The sequence below is a fragment of the Aminobacter niigataensis genome (assembly GCF_946995915.1).
Taxonomy (GTDB): Bacteria; Pseudomonadota; Alphaproteobacteria; order Rhizobiales; family Rhizobiaceae; genus Aminobacter; species Aminobacter niigataensis.
The window spans coordinates 166,236-186,655 of record NZ_OX341517.1 but is presented as its reverse complement, the minus strand read 5'-3'; the positions used below and the strand labels follow the sequence as shown (position 1 = coordinate 186,655).

Genomic DNA, 20,420 nt, shown 5'->3' with positions numbered 1-20,420 from the left:
CCATGGCTACTCGACAGACCACCACGCTGGCGCGCTTCATGATGGCGCCTTCGGTGATCCTGCTCTTCATCTGGATGATCGTGCCGCTGGCGATGACCTTGTGGTTCTCGTTCCTGAACTACAACCTGCTCAATCCGGCCAATGTCAGCTTCGCCGGCCTGTTCAACTACAAGTTCTTCTACACCGACCCGGCCTTCTTCCAGTCGATCTGGAACACGCTGGTGCTGGTCCTCGGCGTGCTGTTGATCACCGTCATAGGCGGCATCGCGCTGGCGCTGCTGCTCGACCAGCCGATGTTCGGCCAGGGCATCGTGCGCATCCTGGTGATCTCGCCGTTCTTCGTCATGCCGCCGGTGGCGGCACTGGTGTGGAAGAACATGATCATGCACCCCGGCTACGGCGTCTTCGCCGACATCGCCAAATTCTTCGGCGCCCAGCCGGTCGACTGGTTCGCGCAATACCCGCTGTTTTCGATCATCATCATCGTGGCCTGGCAGTGGCTGCCATTCGCGACGTTGATCCTGCTCACCGCGCTGCAGTCGCTCGATGGCGAGCAGAAGGAAGCCGCCGAGATGGACGGCGCCGGTTTCGTCAGCCGCTTTATCTACCTGACGATCCCGCACATCTCGCGCGCCGTCACCGTGGTCATCCTGATCCAGACTATTTTCCTGCTTGGCGTCTATGCGGAAATCCTGGTCACCACCAATGGCGGACCGGGCTACGCCTCGACCAACCTGCCGTTCCTGATCTACCGCACGGCGCTTCTTGGCTACGACGTCGGCGGCGCATCGGCCGGCGGCATCATTGCGGTCATCCTTGCCAACATCGTCGCCTTCTTTCTGATGCGCGCCGTCGGCAAGAACCTGGACAAGTGAGGAGCAACCCATGGCACGCGCAGTTTCGACCAATCGCAAGATCGGCTTCACCGTGGCCGCCTGGGTGGTTGCCCTGCTGATCTTCTTCCCGATCCTCTACACCATCATCACCAGCTTCAAGTCCGAGACCGAGGCGATCGCCGGCTTCAGCCTGATCCCGTCGGGCACGCTGGAGAGCTACGCCGAGGTCCAGGCGCAGAGCAACTATTTCAAGTTCTTCCTGAATTCGGTGATCATCGCCGTCGGCTCGACCATCCTCGCGCTGGTGGTCGCAGTCCCGGCGGCATGGTCGATGGCGTTTTCGCCGACCAAGCGCACCAAGGACATCCTGATGTGGATGCTCTCCACCAAGATGATGCCCGCGGTCGCCGTGCTGGTGCCAATCTACCTGATTTTCCGCGACACCAACCTGCTCGATACCCGCATCGGCCTCACCGTCATGCTGATGCTGATCAACCTGCCCATCGTGGTCTGGATGCTCTACACCTACTTCCGCGAAATCCCCGGCGAGATCCTCGAAGCCGCACGCATGGACGGCGCCACCCTGTGGGGCGAGATCGTCTATGTGCTGACGCCGATGGCGGTGCCCGGCATCGCTTCCACCATGCTGCTCAACATCATCCTGGCGTGGAACGAGGCCTTCTGGACGATCCGCCTGACGACCACCAATGCCGCACCGCTGACCGCCTTCATCGCGTCCTTCTCCAGCCCGCAGGGACTGTTCTGGGCGAAGCTCTCGGCGGCATCGACGCTGGCCATCGCACCGATCCTGATCATGGGCTGGTTCTCCCAGCGCCAGCTCGTCCGCGGCCTGACTTTCGGCGCCGTGAAATAGTCGAACCCGCGGGAGGAAACCATGGGCAATATTGTTCTCAACAAGGTGTCGAAGTCTTTCGGCGCAACCACCATCATCCCCGAGATCGACCTTGAGATCGAAGACGGCGAGTTCGTCGTCTTCGTCGGGCCGTCGGGCTGCGGCAAGTCGACCCTGCTCAGGCTGATCGCCGGGCTGGAGGACACCAGCTCCGGCAAGATCAACATCGATGGCCGCGACGTCACCGGCGAGGCGCCGGCCAAGCGGCGGCTGGCGATGGTGTTCCAGTCCTATGCGCTCTATCCCCACATGACGGTCTACAAGAACATCGCCTTCCCGCTGAAGATGGCGGGCGAGGATGCCGCGGTCATCGACAGGAAGGTCAAGGACGCCGCCCGTGTCCTCAACCTGACCAACTATCTCGAGCGCCGCCCGGGTCAGCTGTCGGGCGGCCAGCGCCAGCGCGTCGCCATTGGCCGCGCCATCGTGCGCCAGCCCTCGGCCTTCCTGTTCGACGAGCCGCTGTCCAACCTCGATGCCGCCTTGCGCGGCACCATGCGCCTCGAGATCAGCGAACTGCATCACCAGCTCAAGACGACGATGATCTACGTCACCCACGACCAGGTCGAGGCAATGACCATGGCCGACAAGATCGTGGTGCTGAATGCCGGTAACATCGAGCAGGTCGGCTCGCCCATGGAACTCTACAAGACGCCGAAGAACCTGTTCGTCGCAGGTTTCATCGGCTCGCCCAAGATGAACCTGATCAACGGCACTGCTGCTGCCAAGCATGGCGCCACGACCATCGGTGTCAGGCCCGAGCATCTCGGCATCTCCACCACCGCAGGCGAATGGAAGGCGACTGTCGGTGTGGCCGAGCATCTCGGCTCCGACACCTTCCTGCATGTCCATGCGGATGACGTCGGTCCGCTGACCGTCCGTGCCGACGGCGAGATAGGCGTTCACCACGGCGAGACGATCTTCCTCACCCCCAGCCCGCCCAAGATCCACCGTTTCGGAACCGACGGGAGGGCCATGTGAGCGGCAGGCTCCAGGGCAAGTCGGCGCTGATCACGGGCGCTGCGCGCGGCATCGGCCGGACGTTCGCCGAGGCCTATGTCGGCGAGGGTGCGACAGTTGCCATCGGCGACATCAATGTCGAAGCGGCCGAAAAGACTGCCGCCGAGATCGGCCCGTCGGCCTATGCCGTCAAGCTCGACGTCACCGACCTGAACTCGATAGATCAGGCGATCAAGGCCGTCGAAGCGAGGGCAGGCGGTCTCGACATCCTGGTCAACAACGCAGCACTTTTCGACCTCGCGCCGATCGTCGAGATCGGCAAGGCGAGCTACGACAAGCTGTTTGCGGTCAATGTCGCCGGCACGCTGTTCACCATGCAGGCGGCTGCCCGCTCGATGATCGCTGCCGGACGGGGCGGAAAGATCATCAACATGGCGAGCCAGGCCGGCCGTCGCGGCGAAGCGCTCGTCGCCGTCTACTGCGCCACCAAGGCCGCGGTCATCAGCCTGACCCAGTCGGCCGGGCTCGACCTGATCAAGCACGGCATCAACGTCAACGCCATCGCCCCCGGCGTGGTCGAGGGCGAGCACTGGGAGCACGTCGACGAACTGTTCGCCAGGTACGAGAACCGGCCGCGAGGCGAAAAGAAGCGCCTTGTCGGCGAGGCCGTACCCTTCGGCCGCATGGGCACCGCAGACGACCTTGTCGGCATGGCGATCTTCCTCGCCGGACCGGAGAGCCAATACATCGTCGCCCAGACCTACAACGTCGATGGCGGCAACTGGATGAGTTGAATACAGCGCTCCTCTCCCCGTTCACGGGGAGAGGATGCCGGCAGGCAGGTGAGGGGCAGCGCTGACCTTCAAGATTGATGCCGCCCCTCATCCGGCCCTTCGGGCCACCTTCTCCCCGTAAACGGGGCGAAGGGATCGGAGGCGCTTGCGCCGAACCGTGAAAAAGAAAGCGTCGAACCATGCCCGTGAAACTCTCCCAAGCGAATCTCGGCAGTCTCCCCGCCAATGTCGCGCGCCCGAATTACGAGCGCGCCGCGCTCACGCCCGGCATCGTCCATTTCGGCGTCGGTAACTTCCACCGCTCGCATCAGGCGGTCTATCTCGACGAGTTGTTCAACTCCGGTGTCGGCCATGATTGGGCGATTGTCGGCGCCGGCGTCTTCGACGGCGAAAAGGTTGGTCGCGCCAGGCTTGCCGAGCAGGACTGCCTCACCACTGTAGTCGAGCAGGACAGCGGCCACATGAGCGCGCGGGTCACCGCCGTCATGGTGGACTTCCTGATGCCCGGCGATGCGGCCGCCATCATCGAGCGCCTTGCCGATCCGGCGATCCGCATCGTTTCGCTGACCATCACCGAAGGCGGCTATTTCATCGATCCGGCCTCGGGGCTCTTCAATCCGACCCACCCTGACATCGTCGCCGATGCGCAGAACCTGGACACGCCCAGGACCGTGTTCGGCATCATCCTCGCCGGCCTGATCCGCCGCCGTGGGGACGGCATCGTGCCCTTCACCGTCATGTCCTGCGACAACATTCCCGGCAACGGCCATGTCACGTCGGATGCGACGATCGGTCTTGCCCGGCTGGTCGACAAGACGCTCGCCGATTGGGTCCGCGACAATGTTGCATTCCCCAACAGCATGGTCGACCGCATCACGCCCGCAACAACCGACCGCGAGCGCGGCATCCTTGCAGCCGCATTCGGCGTCGAGGACAACTGGCCGGTGTTCTGCGAGCCGTTCAAGCAATGGGTGATGGAGGACCGTTTCACCGATGGCCGGCCGGCGCTGGACAAGGTCGGCGTCCAGTTCGTCCATGACGTCGCCCCGTTCGAGCTGATGAAGATCCGTATCCTCAATGGCGGCCACGCCACCATCGCCTATCCGGCCGGGCTGATGGACATCCATTTCGTCCACGAGGCGATGGAGAACCCGCTCGTGCGCGCCTTCCTGGCCAAGCTCGAGCGCGAGGAGATCATGCCCACCGTCCCGCCGGTGCCGGGTGTCGTGCTCGAGGAATATTGCGAACTCATCGAGCGCCGCTTTTCCAACCCAAAGATCGGCGACACTGTGCGGCGGCTCTGTCTCGACGGCTCCAACCGGCAGCCGAAATTCATCATCCCGACCATCGCCGACCGCCTCAAGGCAGGCGGCGGCATGACCGGCCTTGCGCTCGAATCCGCGCTCTGGTGCCGCTACTGCTTCGGCACGACCGACTCCGGTGCTGTCATCGAGCCCAACGACCCCAATTGGACCCGCCTGCAGGCGACCGCCACGGCGGCGAAGGACATGCCCCAGGCTTGGCTCGCCATGGAAGACATCTATGGCGAGGTCGGCAACTCGGCACCCTTCGCCGCGGCCTTCGCCCATGGCCTCGAGGCGCTGTGGACGCTGGGGACCAGGGAGACCCTGACGCGTTACCTCGGCGACAGCCTCTGAGCCAGGCCGAGCCGCCGCTGCCCGCTGGCATTGGCCATGGCGCGCATATAGACTGCGCGTCATGGTTTTGATCTCGGCGTTTTCAGACCGGTTGACCTCGCGGCAAACGCCGCCAGTCGGCCGCGCGCGTGCTGGCCGCAGCCGGACATTGTCGTCCTGATGGCGGCCCATCTTTGCGCCGTCGATGTTGGCACTGGCAGCGCGCGCGCTGGCATTTTCGATCAGCGCGGAAAGCTTCTCGCCCGTGCCGAATTCCCCATCGCCATGAACCGATCGGCGGCGGGCCATTGCGAGCACGATTCCGAAGACATCTGGCAGGCGGCTTGCGCCGCAGTGCGCGCGGCGCGCTTGTCCGCCGATGTCGAGCCGGCCGACGTCGCCGGCATCAGCTTCGACGCGACCTGCTCGACCGTATTCAGGGGCAGGCGTGGCGAGCAGGTTGGCGTTTCCGCCGGCGGCGGCGACCGCTGGGACACCATCGTCTGGCTCGACCATCGCGCCTTGGCCGAGGCCGACGAATGCACCGCAACCGGCCACGAGGTGCTCGGCTATGCCGGCGGCGTGATGTCGCCGGAAATGGCGACGCCCAAGCTGATGTGGGTCAAGCGTCATTTGCCGGAAAGCTGGGCCCGCACCGGCCAGCTCTTCGACCTCGCCGATTTCCTTTGCCACAAGGCATCGGGCTCGCTCGCCCGCTCGCAATGCACGCTGACCGCCAAATGGACCTATCTCGCCCATGAGCGCGAGGCCTGGCGGCACGACTTCTTTGCCGCCGTCGGCCTCGGCGACATCTTCGACCATGCAGCCGTGCCGGAGCGTGCCAGCCCGGTCGGCACCGATCTCGGCCCGCTCACGCCCGCTGCCGCCGAAGCGCTCGGCCTGACCACCGCTTGCCGTGTCGGCGCCGGCATGATCGACGCCTTTGCCGGTGCGGTCGGCGTCATCGGCGGACTGCCCGGCATCGAACGTCATCTTGCGCTGATCGCCGGCACATCGAGCTGCGTCATGGCGATGTCGCCGGAGCCGCGCGCCTTTGCCGGCGTCTGGGGGCCGTATTTCGGCGCGGCCCTTCCAGGTCTCTGGCTGAGCGAGGGCGGACAGTCGGCGACAGGTGCGCTGCTCGACCACATCGTCCGCTGGCATGGCGCCGGCGGCGAGCCCGATGCCGCGCTGCACCGGAAGATCACCGAACGCATCATGCAACTGCGCGCCGGCGAAGGCCTCGACCTTGCCGGACGCCTGCACGTGCTGCCCGACTTCCACGGCAATCGCTCGCCGCTGGCCGACCCGCATGCGCTCGGCGTGATCAGCGGACTGACGCTCGATTCGTCCTTCGACAGCCTTTGCCGGCTCTACTGGCGCACTGCGGTTGCCATAGCCCTCGGCCTTCGCCACGTGCTCGACGCGCTCAACGCCAACGGCTACGGCATTGACACGCTGCACGTCACCGGCGGCCACACCCGCAACCCGCTGCTGATGGAGCTTTATGCCGATGCCACCGGCTGCACCGTCGTCGAGCCGGTCGGCGGCGACGCCGTGCTTCTGGGCACGGCCATGGCGGCGGCGGCCGCAGCCGGCCTTTACCCCAACCTCACCGAGGCCTGTGCAGCGATGCGCCAGGAGGGCCGCGCGCGCCGTCCAAATCCTGCAGCGTGGCCGCGCTTCGACCGCGACTACCGCGTGTTCCTAGAAATGCACCGCCAGCGCAAGGCGCTCGACGACATCGTCTGAGGCCTATGCCGTCCCCGGGGCAAGGCTTCGCGGCTAGCTGTCGTGCGCTTGCCTCATGGCGCGTGCACCATCTTGGTCGGCGTCTCCAGCAGGCTGAAGTCGAACCCGTCGCAGGACACATCCGGGTTTGTCGGACTGAACATGCCGAGCGGGTTGTCCTTGAACAGCCAGGCGTGCAGGTCATAGTGGACGAAGTCCTTCGGGATCAGCGGTTCATGCCCCTCCATTGGACCCTGGAAGGGCTGGCCCAGCATGCTTGGCCGTTCCTTGGCTGCCGCAAGCGGGACGAGCCATTCGACCGCGACCAGGCGCAGCTTCTTGCCGTCGGGCTCGTAGATCAGCACGTTCGGACGCTTCGGATCCGGCGGGCCGCTGATGGTGACGTTGACGAAGTGGATTCCCATGGCTCCCTTCGGATACTCCATGTGCCCTTCGATCTTTTCGCCGCTGTAGTGAACGCACCCGACCGTCGAGAGATAGAGGTCGCGGATCGCATTGTAGGGGTCCTGGTATTTTTCCAGCGCCTGGCGAATGGCGTCGATTTCAGCCTTGTTCGGCTCCTCTGCTGGGGCCTGTCCCACGCCCCAGAAACCAGCCAGAGCAATGACTACGCAACGCGCGAGACTTGCAGTCCTCATGGCAGTTCCTCCAATTTGTGTTTCGCGTAAAAGCTGTACAAATGGACGACGCCATGAATGTCGCTCCGTTCATTCCAATTGTAAATTCCTTGAAGTCGGTCGATGCGAGGGGCCGTACGGACGGGCCGGGGCGATCCGGCAGAAACGTGTCGCAGAACGCCAGCCTTGGAGGCTTCTCAACGACGCCTGCTGACATCGGGAAGTGAGCATGCGCTGGCGGAGAGGGCGGGATTCGATAAGCCGCAGAAACCCGCAGATGCGCTACGTGCTGAAGAACGCGGCTGCGATCTGCGAGGCCGCCGGCACGTCGCTCGAAAATGTCGTGCGCCGCGCCTGCTTCCACGATCGCGGCAACAGCTTCGCCGAGGGGATGGACGAATGGGCGGTGCATTTCCCCGGCCTGAAGCCGGTGTCCACCACCATTATCGTGGGCCTCACGTCGTACCCGGCGCGCACGCCCTCCTGGACCTGATCGCCTACGTCCCATGGCATGCAGGCGGAGTGAACGCACCAGAGCCTCTCATTGCTGCCGGCGGCGAGGGCTGCGCAACGAGTTGACTGGTGCCGTCGCATAAGCCAAGATCAGAGTGAGGATTGCGTCCTCACAATCGAGCAATGGCGCTCTACTGCGTTTTCTTCGCAGGGGGCGCTTTTTTGTTTCGAGGTTCAGGGCGCCCCCAGATCGGACGGCTCCCTGACATGCCTGAGGGAACCGGGATTTTGAGGGCGCATATGACCAAAGAACCGATCAGTGTCGGTGTCCTGTTCTCCCAAACCGGAGTAACTGCGGTCATGGAGCGTAGCATGCTGAATGCCACGCTGTTTTCGATCGATGAAGTCAATCAGGCCGGTGGGATCAACGGACGCGAACTCGTTCCGATTCATTTCGATCCGGGTGGCGACCCATTTCTTTATAACAGGCTGGCCAACCGATTGCTGATCGAGAGCGGGATCAGGGTGATATTCGGCTGCTACATGTCGAGTTCGCGCAAGGCCGTGTTGCGGGCCGTCGAACGACGCAACGGGCTGCTCTGCTACCCGGCCCAGTATGAGGGTTTCGAATACTCCCGCAACGCCATCTACTGCGGTGCGGCACCCAACCAGAACAGCACGCAACTGGCAGAGTATTTGCTGAACCATGTTGGCCAGCGGTTCTACATGGTCGGTTCCGACTACATCTGGCCGCGCGAGTCCGATCGTATCATGACGGAGATGGTCGTGACCCACGGTGGCCAGGTCGCCGATCGCGGATACCTCAAGCTGGATGCGCCGCGCTCCGCCTACAAAAAGCTGGTTGCCGATATCAAGCGCAGCCGACCCGACGTGATCTTCTGCAATTTCGTGGGCGAAGGCATCGTCCACTTCTATCAGGAGTTTGCCGAGGCAGGGCTCGATCCCAAGACCATGCCCATTGCAAGTCTGACCACCAGCGAATCCGACATCCGGGCCATGGGCACCGAGGCCGGGGCAGGGCACATTACCTCGGCCACCTACTTCCAGGCCCAGTCCAGCCCGCAAAACGAGGCCTGCATGAAGCGCTATGCGGCAAGGTTCGGCGACGACATGGTGACGAACATGTGCTGGGAGGCGGCCTATTTCCAGGTGAAGATCGTGGCCGAGGCCATGTGCAAGTCCGACACGGATGAGGTCGATATCTTACGGCCGGCAATCCTGGGGGCCGAGTTCGACGCTCCGCAGGGGCGAGTGAGGATAGATCCAGACAACGCCCATACCCATGTGTGGCCCAAGATCGGTCGCGCTCGGACTGACGGCCAGTTCGAAATCCTGTCGGTGTCAGAATCTGCCGTTCGGCCCGATCCCTATCTTGCCAATTATGATCCGAACGAATGGGGGGGGGAGGCTGGCAATACGTTCGAACTAGTCCGGTAGCCAAGAAACGGGTCCCGCACTGCTTATCGATGACGATGCAGCTGGCGCGGAAAGCCCGACGTTGCCACCAAGAGGAACGATGGTATCACGTAGCCCCCATTCGCCGAACGAACGATCGGCACCCATCCTGATCAAGGATCTCAGGAACCTTCGGGTCCTCTTGCTGCAGCCAAAAAGCAGCGAAGGCGAGGAGTTGTGGCAGCACCTGAACAGAATTGGCTGCCAGGTTCAGACCAACTGGCCGCCCCCGGCTGAAATTCCGGCGAACACCGATGTGGTTTTCGTCTTCGTTCGCCCCATCGTCGAGGGCGACATCGTCCTGAACTGGAATGCAGACGATCCTCCAGCGGTCCTGATTGCCATTGTCGACTACGAGAATCCGATCATCGTGGAGAAGGTGCTGCGCCTGCGTGCCCAGGCAGTCATCGGCTTGCCGCTACGCACTTTCGGCATATTGGCCAATTTGCTGCTCAGCGTGAACAACCACAGGCGGGAACAACGATTGCGGCTGCGCGTCGAGCGCATGGATGCGAAACTGAAAGCGCATCGCGACATCGACAAGGCAAAGGCTATTCTCATGGCCGCCAACAACGTTTCGGAACAGGTCGCCTACGAGACGTTGCGTGAGCAGGCCATGAACAAGCGCACGACCATCGAGGCGATCGCCATGGCGGTGATCACAGCGCGGGACCTGCTGTAGGCGTTGTCGATAGGGTAAAGTAAAATTAGTTTCGCCTGAATCAATCCCTTGACAGTGCCGATATGTCGCATTACCAATAGATCATCGCAACGTTGCGAAAGAAATTGAGCAAAGAAGCTCTCGTGGGAAATATGCCTGCGAGAGCTTTTTTGTTTCTGCTTTTTTATGAAGCATCCGATTTCGTCGGTTGCTTAAGCGTGAAGTAATAAACGCTAGCAACGAAGCTATCAAAAATCAAACATCAGTATAATGCAAATAAAATCTGCATTGAGGTGATGTTTTGCCTGAAATCCAAAAAAATCCGATGCCCGGAATTGAAACTCCGTGTCTGAAAGGGCGCGAAGTCTGCACGACCGTAACTGTATCGTCTGTTGATGGAGGAAGTGTCTATGACTGCAGAACCAACCGATAGGTCAATGGTACGCGTTGCCTGCGACGTGGGAGGCACGTTTACGGACGTGTGCGTCCTGAACGAGGCTTCCGGCAAGATACACGTGGCCAAGACGCCGACGACGCCGGACCCCATCGACGGCGTGCTCAAGGGGATCGAAGCGGGCGGCGTCGCCCTACGCGATATCATCCTGTTTTCGCATGGTACGACGCTGGCGACGAACGCGCTGATCACCCGGCGATTCCCGCCAGCGATCATGGTCACGACCAAAGGCTTTCGCGATGTCATCGAGATTCGTCGCGGCACCCGCGACGACCTTTGGGATACCTATAAGGAGATGGCTGCTCCCTATCTGCCGCGCCGCGACCGCCTGGTGGTCACGGAGCGCATCGACTACTCCGGAAAAGTCATCTCGGAGGTCAATGAAGCCGAGGCGCGCGAACTTGCCCGCGTGATCAGGAAGCGCAAGGTCAACAACGTTGCCATCTGCTTCGTGAATTCGTTCGTGAATCCCGAGAACGAGCAACGGATGCGCGACATCCTGCTGGAGGAACTCCCTGGCGTTTCGATTTCGCTGTCGAGCGACATCATGCCGGAAATCTTCGAGCACGAGCGCTTCAATACGACCGTTGCCAACACCGTGCTTGGGCCGGTCGCGGGACAATACGGTGCCGAGCTCGAGAGCCGCATGCAGGACGGCGGCTATAGCGGTGAGGTGCTGCTGCTCCACTCGGGCGGCGGTGTGATGACCGCCAAGGGCGCCACCAAGTTTGCCGCGCGCCTTGCAGCGTCCGGCATTGCCGCCGGTGCGATTGCAAGCCGCTTCATCTCCGAGCTTGCCGGATACAAGAACTCCATCAGCCTCGACATGGGCGGCACCAGCACGGACATCAGCCTGTGCTCCGATGGCCATCTTCACGTCACCAACGACTGGCATGTGGAATACGGCTATCCGATCCGCTTCCCGAGCATCGAAGTGCTGACCATTGGGGCCGGTGGCGGTTCGCTGGCCTGGCGCGACAAGGCCGGGGCACTGCGCAACGGTCCGCAATCAGCGGGCTCGACCCCGGGCCCCGTTTGCTACAACCATGGCGGCACCGAGCCGACCAACTGCGACGCCAATGTCTTCCTCGGACGTCTCGGAACCAAGCTTGCAGGTGGCAAAGTCGAACTCGACATCAAGCTTGCGGAAGGTGCCATCAACCGCGTCATTGCCGAACCTTTCGGCATGGACACCGAGGAAGCAGCGCTTTCGATCCTCAAGGTCGCGAACGCCAACATGGCGGACGCCGTGCGCCTCGTCTCGCTGAGGAAGGGTTATGACCCGCGCGACTTCGCATTGGTCGCGTTCGGAGGCGCGGGCGCACTGCATGGCGTGGCACTTGCCAGGGACCTGTACATCCCGGTCGTTCTCATCCCGCCGAACCCTGGTGTCACTTCCGCGCTCGGCTGCCTGCTCGTCGACATCACCCACGACATCACGCAGATGTACACCGACACGGTCAGCGACATCGACATGACCGAACTCAACAACGCGTTCCGCGTGCTGGAAGAAGACGGCCGCGACCGCCTGTTGAGCGAGGACATCTCTCCCGACCGCATGCTGTTCCAGCGCTACATCGACATGCGCTATCTCGGCCAGTGGCGGTCGATGTCAATTCCGGTGAGTGCCGACATCACGAACCTGGATGAGGCGGTCAAGCAATTCCACGAAGAACATGGCCGCGAACACAACTACTCCAGGCCGGATGCTCCGGTCGAGGTGTGCCGCATCCAAGTGAAGGCCACCGGCCTGAACCGCAAGGCGGAACTGGCGAAACACGAGTTGCGCAAGGCTCCGCTGCCGGCACCGATCGGTCAACGGATGGTGCGGTTCGACGAGGCACCCCAGCGCATCAAGACGCCGGTCTACGACCGCTCGACCTTGCATGCCGGCGCGGTGGTGGAAGGGCCGGCGATCATCGACCAGCTCGACTCCACCATTGTCGTTCCGCCCGGGATCAAGGCCGAAGTGGACGAGTATCTGATCATCAAGATGCACGTTCCCCAGCTTTCCTGAAGACAGCGCCCATCCCCACACAATTTGTATTGGAGAATAGAAATGGCACTGAAAAAAGATCGCCGTACGCTCGATCCGGTCACGTTCGAAGTTCTGAAGAACGCTTATGTCAACATCGTCGACCAGATGGCCGAGCAGATCCTGCGGACATGCTACTCGTTCGTCATCTACTCCCGAGACTTTTCCTCGGCCCTTTGCGATCCGAAGGGTGACACCATCATGCAAGGCAGCGGCGACATTGCCGCTCACGTGGGCACGCTCCACCTGACTGCCAAGGCCGTGATCAAGAAGTTCGGGGATGACGTCCATCCCGGCGACGTCTTCGTCATCAACGACGTCTACCAGGGCGGCACCCACTTCAACGACACGCGCCTGTTTGCCCCGATGTTCTACAAGGGCGAACTGCTTGGCTTTGCTCAAGCCAACGGTCACTGGGCCGATGTCGGCGGTGCCGTCCCCGGCTCGTTCAACGTCAATGCCCTGGACCACATGGCCGAGGGGCTGCGCATCACGCCGGTGCGCGTCTACAGCAAGGGCGTCTATCTCTCGGATGTCGCGGAACTGATCGCCCACAACACGCGTGCGCCGAAGGACATCATCGGCGACTTGCAGGCCCAGTCGGAAGCATGCCGGCTTGCCGAGCGAGAGGTCCAGCGCCTGTGCGACAAGTACGGCGTCGAGACGATCAAGAAGTCGTTCAACGAGGTCCAGGACTACGTCGAGGACATGACTCGCCAACGCATCTCGGAGCTGCCGGACGGCACCTGGGAGACCATCGACTACATCGACGTCGATCCCGACGAAGGCGAAGGCCTGGTCCCGATCAAGGTGAAGATGACCATCGATGGCGACCGCGTCCACTATGACCTGACCGGTTCTCACCCCAAGTCCGTCGGCTCGTTCCTGAACTGCTGCTACGGAGGCGCATTCGCCGCGGTGGTCGCCGGAACCAAGATGCAGTCGCCCGACATTCCGATGAACTCCGGCTTCTACCGCGTGGTGACGGTCGATGCCGGTCCATTGGGGTCGGTCGTCAACGCCGAGTGGCCGACGCCGGTTGCCGGCTTTGCGTCCGGCCCGTTCGAGAAGATCATGAATGCGGTCTTCGAGCTCTGGGCAGAGGTCCTGCCCGAGCGTGCCATGGCCTGCACCTTCAATCTCGACTACCTGCTCATCGGTGGCCGGGATACGCGCCACGAAGGCAAGCCGTACTTCATGTGGTACGACTGGATGGTCGGTGGCTGGGGCGCGCGAAACGGCCGTGACGGCTGGGCGGCCACTGGTCCGGTGTTTGGCGTCCAGCTCGGGACGCAACCGTTTGAAGGGCAGGAGCGCCTTTCCCCTGTCCTGACGACTTGCCACGAACTGATGGTCGATTCCGGTGGCCCCGGCGAGTTCCGCGGCGGCCTGGGCGTCCAGAAGGGCGGCACGCTCTACGCATGCGAACGCACCGTGGTGTCTTACTGCTGCGACCGTGAACGCTCGATCACCTGGGGATTGTGGGGCGGATTGCCTTCGATCCCGCACGGGGTGTGGATCAACCAGGGCCAGGAGAGCGAGCGCTATCTGGGCTCCCTCTTCTCAGGTGTCCCGCTGCAGCAGGGCGATACGGTCCAGCGCCCCTCGGCAGGCGGCGGCGGCCTCGGCGATCCTCTCAAGCGCGATATCGAAAGTGTGCTGAACGATGTGATCGAAGGCTACGTCTCTATCGGGCGCGCCAAGAAGGACTACGGCGTTGTCGTCCACGAGGTCGATGCCGATCTCAACGAGTACAAACTGGACGAACAGGCGACGCTTGCCGAACGCGCCAGGATTGCATCGCACCGCAAGGATTGGCTGAACGAGGATGCCGAGAAAGTCGCGGCGCGCTATCGCGCCCGCGAACTCGATATGTTCGACCTGATCCGGCAATACGGCGTCATCGTCGACTGGGGTTCGGGCGAGTTGCTTCCCAAGACCACAGCCGAGTTCCGCGAGATGCTCAAGCGCCGGACCGTTCCCTACTGGACGGCGGGCCAATCCGCCGGGGCGACCTTGAAGGTCGCTTGACGCCATCAGGCAGCAAGCCCGGTAGCGGGCTTGCTGCCGCCTCAGCCAGTCGAGCCTAAAACAAGAAATCCGGAGGGAGCTATGTCTGGAAGTATCGATGTCGCAGGCGAATTGGACTATTCGCAACGGCCCGTCCCGCCAAGCGGGCGCATGCCGAAGCTCAATCTTACCATGGCATTCTGGGCGATCTGCAGTGCCATGTTCTTCCTGATCATCTCGGCAACGCTTGCCGAGATCTATGGTACCGCCAATACGATCATTGGGCTGATCCTGACCGTGATCTCGTATTCGGCCATCAATGCGGTGATCACGCGCTACGCCATCCGGTCGGGACTGTCCGTGTCGCTGTTTTCCCGATTGCTGTTCGGACGCTACGGGTCCGCAATCGCGACCTTCATCTACGCCGTCAGCAGCATCTATTACGCCGTGTTCGAAGGCTCGGTGATCGCCACCGCGGCGACCTATTATTTTGAAGGCCTGACCTTCGCTGTCGCGGCGCTGATCGTCTGCATCTACAGCGTGCCGCTGATCCTTGGCAGCGTCCAGCACTGGCTCGACAAGTTCAACGGCTACCTGCTGCCGCTGTATCTGCTCGGGCTGATGGGCACGGTGATCTACGCGATTTCCCACTACGGCTACAGCAACGCATGGCTGACCATGACGCCGGATGGCGGCGCTCCGCCCTATGGCTGGATCAACGTCTTCATCGCCTTCATGGGCGTCTGGTGGATGATGATGTGCACCTTCGACTTCGCCCGCTTCGGCAAGAAGGAGGACGAGAACTACCACGCCGTCTTCAACTTCGGCCTGCCGTTCTACACCCTCACCTATTTCGTGAACGGCCTGGTCGGCATCTTTCTCGTGCAGACGATCCCGCTCGAGGGCGCGACATCGGAAGTCTCCGTCGTCAAGGCCCTGATCGTGATGATGGGCGCTCTCGGCCTGCTCTTCGTCTGGATCAGCCAGACCCGCATCAACACCACCAATTTCTATCTGTCGACCGTCAACATGCAGGCGTTCTTTCGGCTGGTGTTCAAGCTTGAGATGCCAAAATATGTCTGGGCGATCATCGTCGGCGTCATCGTCTACTTCGTGATGCTCGCCAACATCTTCCAGTATCTGCTCGTCGCACTCGCCTATCAGGGGATCTTCGTGGTCGCCTGGGTCGGAGTTGCCCTAGCGTATATCCTGTGTGGACAACATGACGGCACGGGTGAGGACGCCGCGCGGCCAGACGACGATTTCCCCGCCTACTATGCCCCCGGAATGATTGCCTGGTTTGGGGCGGTCGGTATCGGTATCGTGCTGCTCGTCATTCCGCAGTTGGAATTGCTCTCCGCGCCGGCGACGGTCATCAGCAGCTTCCTTCTGTTCTGGGCGCTGTCGACGCGAACAATGGTCGCCGGGGCCGCCTATCAGCGCTGACACCCATCTGCCCTCGGATGCCGGCTTCTCCAGCACCCGAGGGTATTGCCGGTTCCCCACACCCACGTCCGGCATCGATGTCCTGATTGCCTGCAGCAACGCGCCACCCGCCGCGCTGTCTGCACCCATGACCTGGAGACGCGCGATGAACCTGTATGCCAAACTCTGTGCCCTGGAGGCGCAAGGACGCAGCATACGCATCGGCCTGATAGGCGCCGGCAAGTTCGGTTCGATGTTTGTCTCGCAATGCCTGCGCACTCCCGGCCTTCAGCTCGTCGCGATCGCCGATCTCTCGCTGGCGAATGCCGAAGCTGCAATCACCGTCACCGGCCATCCCAGGGAGATGATCTGCCGGCGTGGCATCGAGGACGCCGTTCGCGAGGAGCGCGTCGGGGTGACCGAAGATCCCCACGACCTGATCAGCAGCCCCTTCGTGGACATCGTCATCGAGGCGACCGGCGATCCGGTCGCCGGCGCGCTGCACGCGCTGGAATGCTTCCGCTTCCGCAAGCATGTGTTGATGGTGAATGTGGAGGCCGATGCCTTGGTCGGCCCGGCTTTGGCCAGGGAGGCCGAACGGGCGGGCGTCATCTATTCGCTGGCATATGGCGACCAGCCGGCCCTGATCTGCGAGATGGTGGATTGGGCGCGTGCTGCAGGGCTCCATGTGGTCGCGGCAGGCAAGGGCACCAAACATCGGCTCCATTATCATGCTTCGACGCCGGAGACGGTTTGGGACCATTACAGCTTGACGCAGGAACAAGCCCAGCTTGGTCGCCTCAATCCGAAGATGTTCAACTCGTTCCTGGATGGGACGAAGTCGGCATTGGAAATGGCGGCCGTGGCGAACGCGACCGGGCTCGATGCCCCGGTTGATGGTCTGCGATTTCCCGCCTGTGGCGTTGACGATCTAGCCGAGCAGCTCAAGCCACGCGATGACGAGGGCATGATCTCCCGGACAGGTCGGGTGGAAGTCGTCTCATCCGTGTTTGCCGACGGGCACGAGGTGCCGCGCCATCTTAGATGGGGCGTATTCACCGTGTTCGAAGCTCCATCTCCCTATGTCGCGCGCTGCTTCAGCGAATACGGGCTCACCACTGATGCCAGCGGACAGTTTGCCTGCATGTACAAGCCCTTCCACCTCATCGGCCTGGAACTCGGCATATCGATCGCAAGCATGGCCATTCGGCACGAGCCCACTGGAGCGCCAACCAAGTTCCGGGCAGATGTTGTCGCCGTCGCAAAACGCGACCTGGCAGCAGGGGAAGTCCTCGACGGAGAGGGAGGCTTCTGCGTCTGGGGCAAACTGACGACAGCCGCCCGCAGCATCGAGATGGGATATCTTCCAATCGCCCTGGCCAGCAACGTGCGCCTCAAGTCGCCAGTGGCGGAGGGGAGCAACCTGCGCTGGTCGGATGTTGAAGACCCGATCCAATCGCCGGTGATCGAACTCCGTCAAAAGATGGAGCGCGCGAGCCGCGCAAATGGCGCGTGCAGCAAGCCTTCTGGTACCAACGTCAATGCAACGCTGATCGGAGATGTCAGGTGAAAAGGACAGCCCTCGACCGTTGCGTCCATCCGCGGAAACGCAGCCCCGAGCCGCCGAGCCTGTGGACTGATGCGCAAGCCGAGCAGTACCCGGCAGGGAATTTTCTTGAGGTTTCGATTGGACGAGAGGTCAGGGCTTGCCGCAGAAAACTTGGCATGACGCTGGTGGAACTCGCGCGGGCCGCCGGACTGTCGCTCGGCATGATGTCCAAGATCGAGAATGGGATCATATCCGCGTCGCTATCGACGTTGCAGGCCCTCTCTCGGGCGTTGGGCGTTCCACTCACCTCGCTGTTGAGGCCCTTCGCGGACTTTCAGCAGGAAGCCCTGCTTGCAGATCGGGCAATGGGCGTCCACATCGAATGAGAGGCTGTCGCTTTCCGTCGCACTTCTATCGGACGACGACATCAACTCAGTCTTCACGCTGAACCTGGCCGATCAGCCATGAAACGAAGTTTCGGGCAATCGGCGACGACATTTTCGATTCGGGAACGACCACATAGTATGAATTCTCAGTTTTCATAGGTAAATCGACGACCACCTGCAACGCCCCCGACTTCAACTCCTGTTCGATCAAATAGCGTGGCAGCAATGCATAACCCATGCCGGCCGTGGCGGCTTCGATAATCATTGAGAATTGATCGAAACGATGGCCGCGATAAGCCATTTCCGGTGACAAGTCAGTGTGTTCAAACCACTGACCCCAGAGTTTCGGGCGCGTTGCAAGATGAAGCAGTGGCTTATCGACCAGGTCGGCTGGCGTGATTGCTGCACCTTGTCCCGCCAGCTTTCGACTGGGACTGGCTACCGGTAGGATGGATTCGTTGCAGAGATAGGTGCAGGTCCCGCGTGCCCAGACAGGCTGTCCGTAGTGGATGGCCAGTTCGAAATTTTCGTCTTCGAAGTCGAACGGTGCCGACCGCGAGCCGACATTGAAAACCGTATCAGGATACAGGCTCAGGAACTCGGGCAGCCGCGGGCTGAGCCAGCGACTGCCGAATGTCGGCAAGGTGGCTATGCTGAGGCTTGAGCCGGCTTCTGCAGAAGACATTGTCCTCAGCATCGTCTCTTCGGTCTGTTGGAGGAGCTTCCGCGCCTCCGGCAGGAAGCGCTGACCCGATGCGGAAAGCACCACGCGTTGACGGATGCGCTCGAAAAGCCGCGTGCCTAGATGATTTTCCAAGTCCTTGATCTGTCGGCTGATGGCGCTCTGCGTCAGGTTGAGTTCGCGGCCTGCCTGCGTGAAGCTCTGATGTCGGGCTGCACATTCGAAAGCCTGGATCGCGACCAGGTCCGGAATCAGTTTTCTACTCAATGTCATGCCTAATCCGCATCAACCTAGTCGAACTCATCACGATCTTAAGACCCGGAAATCAAGTATCACGGTTTCAGGAATGATCTACCTGTTCTTAAGTCGGGACTGCCTACCATGGAAGATGCCATTTTCGTAGCGCCGCACACGATCCGATCGGCCTTCTCGGCGGCAATGTCGGCCATGTATCGCGAGGAAGTGCCGGCCTATGGCACGCTGATGAAACTGGTGGGTGACGTCAATGCGAGGACCCTTGACGACCAGCCCGAGTTGTACGCCAGCCTTGAGGCCACCGAGACGCTAGACCGCATTTCGGAGGAGCGGCATGGTGCAATTCGGCTCGGTACAGAGGCCGAGCTTGCCATGATGCGCCGCGTCTTTGCCGTGATGGGCATGTTTCCGGTCGGTTATTACGATCTCAGCGAAGCTGGCGTGCCGGTTCATGCCACGGCCTTCCGTCCGGTGGATGAAGCGTCACTGAAAATCAATCCGTTCCGGGTGTTCACATCACTTCTGAGACTCGATCTGATCGCTGATCCCGAATTGCGTGCCGCAGCGCAAGAAATGCTCGCCGCACGGCGGATCTTTTCCGACGCGGCCCTTGCGCTTGTGGAGAAGGCTGAGCGCAGCGGGGGTCTGTCCCAGGTTGATGGCGCGCGTTTCGTAGGCGAAGTGCTGAACACCTTCCGCTGGCACGAAATGGCGAGCGTCGATCAGGCGCTCTACGACCGTTTGCACGCGGCGCACCGGCTGATTGCCGACGTCGTTTCTTTCAAGGGACCCCACATCAACCACCTCACCCCGCGTACGCTGGACATCGACGCCGTGCAGGACGAGATGCCAGGGCGCGGGATCGTCCCCAAGGCCGTGATCGAAGGACCGCCGAGTCGTGCCTGCCCGATCCTGCTGCGCCAGACATCTTTCAAGGCGATCGAGGAACGTGTTTCGTTCCTCGATGCCGAAGGTAAGCTTTCCAGTGGCTCCCATACCGCCCGTTTCGGCGAGATCGAACAGCGCGGCATCGCGCTGACGCCGAAGGGCCGCGCCCTCTACGACCGCCTGCTCAACGAGGCGCGGGCTAACGTCCGCCCGGCCGCAGATGCCTCCAACGCGCACGCCTATAGCACTGCTCTGGAGGACAGCTTCGAAGCCTTTCCTGACGACTGGGACGCCATCCGCAGGGCGGGGCTTGGCTATTTCCTTTATACTGTCGTGCCGGCCGGCGACCCTTCCAAGTGTCCCGAAGGTGACATCGAGGCCCTGATCAAAGCAGGGGCTGTTCGCTTCGATCCAATCGTCTACGAGGATTTTCTGCCCGTATCGGCCGCTGGCATCTTCCAGTCCAATCTGGGCGACGATGCCGTGCAGGAATTCGTGGCAAGCCCGAACCAGAAGTTGTTCGAGGCGGCGCTGGGCTCAAGGGTGCTTAGCGAATTTGATCACTATGCCGGCATCGAGCGTGCTTCTATTGGACAGTGCCTAGTCGCCGTCAGGGCGATGGCGGCCGCAGCTTGAT

Annotated in this window: 16 protein-coding genes and 1 pseudogene; 15 read left to right on the top strand and 2 right to left on the bottom strand. The window is 61.8% G+C overall.

What is annotated here, in order from left to right; translation table 11 throughout:
- Positions 1-2: 2 nt before the first annotated feature.
- The 6 genes from O1Y97_RS00910 (at position 3) to O1Y97_RS00885 (ending at position 6,892) form a co-directional block, all read left to right on the top strand.
- The gene (locus O1Y97_RS00910) at positions 3-875 is read left to right on the top strand and encodes a carbohydrate ABC transporter permease (protein ID WP_108609556.1); all 873 of its coding nucleotides are present in this window, start codon (positions 3-5) and stop codon (positions 873-875) included.
- Between the two features lie 10 nt (positions 876-885).
- A complete protein-coding gene (locus O1Y97_RS00905; protein ID WP_183262963.1) occupies positions 886-1,710 on the top strand; it encodes a carbohydrate ABC transporter permease in 825 nt (274 codons plus the stop codon).
- Between the two features lie 21 nt (positions 1,711-1,731).
- Positions 1,732-2,730: an ABC transporter ATP-binding protein gene (locus tag O1Y97_RS00900; RefSeq protein ID WP_183262962.1), complete on the top strand. Its 999-nt coding sequence runs from the start codon at positions 1,732-1,734 to the stop codon at positions 2,728-2,730.
- Entirely contained in the window at positions 2,727-3,503 is a 777-nt protein-coding gene (locus O1Y97_RS00895; RefSeq protein WP_318762775.1) for an L-iditol 2-dehydrogenase, read from the top strand. The genes O1Y97_RS00900 and O1Y97_RS00895 overlap by 4 nt, the downstream gene beginning before the upstream one ends.
- Before the next feature lie 179 nt (positions 3,504-3,682).
- Positions 3,683-5,161: a mannitol dehydrogenase family protein gene (locus O1Y97_RS00890; protein WP_318762774.1), complete on the top strand. Its 1,479-nt coding sequence runs from the start codon at positions 3,683-3,685 to the stop codon at positions 5,159-5,161.
- A gap of 159 nt (positions 5,162-5,320) precedes the next feature.
- Positions 5,321-6,892, top strand: coding sequence for an FGGY-family carbohydrate kinase (locus O1Y97_RS00885; RefSeq protein ID WP_318762773.1), 1,572 nt, complete (start codon positions 5,321-5,323; stop codon positions 6,890-6,892).
- Positions 6,893-6,945: 53 nt separating this feature from the next.
- On the opposite strand, the gene O1Y97_RS00880 is transcribed toward O1Y97_RS00885, so the two are convergent.
- Entirely contained in the window at positions 6,946-7,530 is a 585-nt protein-coding gene (locus O1Y97_RS00880) for a hypothetical protein (RefSeq protein ID WP_108605522.1), read from the bottom strand.
- A 256-nt stretch (positions 7,531-7,786) separates the two neighbouring features.
- Here O1Y97_RS00880 and O1Y97_RS00875 point away from each other — a divergent pair, with 256 nt between their 5' ends.
- From O1Y97_RS00875 to O1Y97_RS00840, 8 genes and pseudogenes are all read left to right on the top strand, one after another.
- A complete protein-coding gene (locus tag O1Y97_RS00875) occupies positions 7,787-8,002 on the top strand; it encodes a RidA family protein (RefSeq protein ID WP_318762772.1) in 216 nt (71 codons plus the stop codon).
- Positions 8,003-8,262: 260 nt separating this feature from the next.
- Complete coding sequence (locus tag O1Y97_RS00870; RefSeq protein WP_318762771.1) at positions 8,263-9,420, top strand: transporter substrate-binding domain-containing protein; 1,158 nt, start codon at positions 8,263-8,265, stop codon at positions 9,418-9,420.
- 160 nt (positions 9,421-9,580) lie between these two features.
- Entirely contained in the window at positions 9,581-10,120 is a 540-nt protein-coding gene (locus O1Y97_RS00865; RefSeq protein WP_159091511.1) for an ANTAR domain-containing response regulator, read from the top strand.
- Between the two features lie 389 nt (positions 10,121-10,509).
- Positions 10,510-12,570: a hydantoinase/oxoprolinase family protein gene (locus O1Y97_RS00860; RefSeq protein WP_183262957.1), complete on the top strand. Its 2,061-nt coding sequence runs from the start codon at positions 10,510-10,512 to the stop codon at positions 12,568-12,570.
- Between the two features lie 42 nt (positions 12,571-12,612).
- Positions 12,613-14,619 (top strand): hydantoinase B/oxoprolinase family protein, encoded by a 2,007-nt coding sequence (locus O1Y97_RS00855; RefSeq protein WP_318762768.1) that lies wholly within the window; start codon positions 12,613-12,615, stop codon positions 14,617-14,619.
- Positions 14,620-14,700: 81 nt separating this feature from the next.
- Positions 14,701-16,044 (top strand): purine-cytosine permease family protein, encoded by a 1,344-nt coding sequence (locus O1Y97_RS00850; protein WP_318762767.1) that lies wholly within the window; start codon positions 14,701-14,703, stop codon positions 16,042-16,044.
- Positions 16,045-16,189: 145 nt separating this feature from the next.
- Entirely contained in the window at positions 16,190-17,593 is a 1,404-nt protein-coding gene (locus tag O1Y97_RS00845; RefSeq protein WP_318762766.1) for an NAD(P)H-dependent oxidoreductase, read from the top strand.
- A 95-nt stretch (positions 17,594-17,688) separates the two neighbouring features.
- Positions 17,689-17,893, top strand: a pseudogene (locus O1Y97_RS00840) (helix-turn-helix domain-containing protein); the annotation flags it as partial.
- A gap of 111 nt (positions 17,894-18,004) precedes the next feature.
- On the opposite strand, the gene O1Y97_RS00835 reads toward O1Y97_RS00840, so the two are convergent.
- Positions 18,005-18,913: a LysR substrate-binding domain-containing protein gene (locus O1Y97_RS00835; protein WP_183262952.1), complete on the bottom strand. Its 909-nt coding sequence runs from the start codon at positions 18,911-18,913 to the stop codon at positions 18,005-18,007.
- Between the two features lie 108 nt (positions 18,914-19,021).
- Here O1Y97_RS00835 and hglS point away from each other — a divergent pair, with 108 nt between their 5' ends.
- Entirely contained in the window at positions 19,022-20,419 is a 1,398-nt protein-coding gene (gene hglS / locus O1Y97_RS00830) for a 2-oxoadipate dioxygenase/decarboxylase HglS (RefSeq protein ID WP_318762763.1), read from the top strand.
- Position 20,420 lies beyond the last annotated feature (1 nt).

Bases quoted from the DNA above. Each gene is read 5' to 3' on its own strand.
- O1Y97_RS00910 (WP_108609556.1), top strand. From the start codon at position 3: ATGGCTACTCGACAGACCACCACGCTGGCGCGCTTCATGATGGCGCCT.
- O1Y97_RS00905 (WP_183262963.1), top strand. From the start codon at position 886: ATGGCACGCGCAGTTTCGACCAATCGCAAGATCGGCTTCACCGTGGCC.
- O1Y97_RS00900 (WP_183262962.1), top strand. From the start codon at position 1,732: ATGGGCAATATTGTTCTCAACAAGGTGTCGAAGTCTTTCGGCGCAACC.
- O1Y97_RS00890 (WP_318762774.1), top strand. From the start codon at position 3,683: ATGCCCGTGAAACTCTCCCAAGCGAATCTCGGCAGTCTCCCCGCCAAT.
- O1Y97_RS00885 (WP_318762773.1), top strand. From the start codon at position 5,321: ATGGCGGCCCATCTTTGCGCCGTCGATGTTGGCACTGGCAGCGCGCGC.
- O1Y97_RS00880 (WP_108605522.1), bottom strand. From the start codon at position 7,530: ATGAGGACTGCAAGTCTCGCGCGTTGCGTAGTCATTGCTCTGGCTGGT.
- O1Y97_RS00875 (WP_318762772.1), top strand. From the start codon at position 7,787: ATGCGCTACGTGCTGAAGAACGCGGCTGCGATCTGCGAGGCCGCCGGC.
- O1Y97_RS00870 (WP_318762771.1), top strand. From the start codon at position 8,263: ATGACCAAAGAACCGATCAGTGTCGGTGTCCTGTTCTCCCAAACCGGA.
- O1Y97_RS00860 (WP_183262957.1), top strand. From the start codon at position 10,510: ATGACTGCAGAACCAACCGATAGGTCAATGGTACGCGTTGCCTGCGAC.
- O1Y97_RS00855 (WP_318762768.1), top strand. From the start codon at position 12,613: ATGGCACTGAAAAAAGATCGCCGTACGCTCGATCCGGTCACGTTCGAA.
- O1Y97_RS00850 (WP_318762767.1), top strand. From the start codon at position 14,701: ATGTCTGGAAGTATCGATGTCGCAGGCGAATTGGACTATTCGCAACGG.
- O1Y97_RS00845 (WP_318762766.1), top strand. From the start codon at position 16,190: ATGAACCTGTATGCCAAACTCTGTGCCCTGGAGGCGCAAGGACGCAGC.
- O1Y97_RS00835 (WP_183262952.1), bottom strand. From the start codon at position 18,913: ATGACATTGAGTAGAAAACTGATTCCGGACCTGGTCGCGATCCAGGCT.
- hglS (WP_318762763.1), top strand. From the start codon at position 19,022: ATGGAAGATGCCATTTTCGTAGCGCCGCACACGATCCGATCGGCCTTC.